The sequence below is a fragment of the Pseudomonas sp. rhizo25 genome, from assembly GCF_031931935.1.
Classification (GTDB): domain Bacteria; phylum Pseudomonadota; class Gammaproteobacteria; order Pseudomonadales; family Pseudomonadaceae; genus Aquipseudomonas; species Aquipseudomonas synxantha.
Genome location: NZ_JAUJXA010000050.1, coordinates 1 through 729, shown reverse-complemented (window position 1 = coordinate 729; position 729 = coordinate 1). Strand labels below are relative to the sequence as shown.

General features: G+C 61.2%; 1 pseudogene. It reads right to left on the bottom strand.

Annotated features, from left to right (window positions below):
- Positions 1-729 (bottom strand): annotated as a pseudogene (locus tag QZR30_RS27880) (type IV secretion protein Rhs); the annotation flags it as partial.

Here is a 729-nt window from a genome sequence, read left to right as displayed (position 1 = left end):
TGGCGGTGCGCAGTAACAGGTACAGCGCCGCTTCATCACTGGCCAGCAGCATCGCCTGCTCCATGACCCTGGGCGCATCGGTGGCGATCTGCGCCAACTTGGCCGCCTCGCTGCCCAGTTGTTCGACGTACTTCAACGGGTCTTCAAGCATCGCCTGCACCAGCTTGATGCTGTCCCACACGTCATGGATCGCCGCCCAACTGCCTGCCAGCACGCCGCTGCCAATCGCGCTGGCAGTAGAGCTTTCCCAGTGGGGTTTGAAGCTTTTCCACTGCGACCGAAGCCACTGTTCCAAGTCCGCCGTCAGCCCGGCATAGGAGGTAAACAAGGCGTCCACTTGTTGCGCTGAAACACCACCCTGAACCCGCACCTGATAGCGCCCGCCGGCGGCGCAGTAGTGCGAACCCTTGCCGTGCTTATCGAGCATCACCCGCGTGGAACTGCCGTCATCCAGGCCAATCACCTCGACAGGGATATCGCCAATCGGCACGTCATACGCTGATTCGAATTTGCTCTCGATCTTCAGCACGCCACCCACCGGGCAGCGGGCCACGGTAGAAAAATCCGCGTCGCTAAGGCTTACCGAACGCTGGGAATCCCCAACCCGTAACACCCGGTCCATGCCCAGCAACGACGGCATATCCGCTGCATGACTGACCGAATCCAGCGCACGCGAATACCAGGCGCCCATCTGCTGGCGGTACTCCACCAGGCTCTGATGGAAACCAT